This window comes from Roseburia faecis (genome assembly GCF_001406815.1).
GTDB classification, from domain to species: Bacteria; Bacillota; Clostridia; order Lachnospirales; family Lachnospiraceae; genus Roseburia; species Roseburia faecis.
On sequence record NZ_CVRR01000091.1, the window covers coordinates 1 to 415 of the forward strand.

Sequence of the window (415 nt, forward strand, 5' to 3'; positions counted from 1 at the left end):
TGATCGTAATATCCTTATTATAGGTATCCTTCGCGAAACTTAATGCCCGGTACTCTGTAATATTGAATTCGTAATAGTCCACATCCTCCGTATCCGATAAACTTCCCTTTAAATATCCGTCCGGCTTATTGATAAGTGCCGTCAGATCCAGTGTTCTTCCAAACACATCCTGATCCGTATATTTATTTGTTTTCCAGAAATAATCATTGGAAACTTTACTATTTTCTACTGCAATATTTTTATCAGTGGGTAAACCTTTTTTCTTAAAATCATATCCCACAAGCTGCGCATGCATCTCTACTGTGCGGGTTATTACCATCTATTCATTCTCCTTGTGTATAATTACTTTTCATAATCATAATACTTTCCTGAAACTATACGCATACATATCCGAATACATGTTATCATGCGGTTG

Annotated in this window: 1 pseudogene; it reads right to left on the bottom strand. The window is 35.7% G+C overall.

The annotated features are described in order from the left end of the window. Positions 1-319, bottom strand: a pseudogene (locus M72_RS15585) (prepilin peptidase dependent protein A); the annotation flags it as partial. Between the last annotated feature and the right edge of the window lie 96 nt (positions 320-415).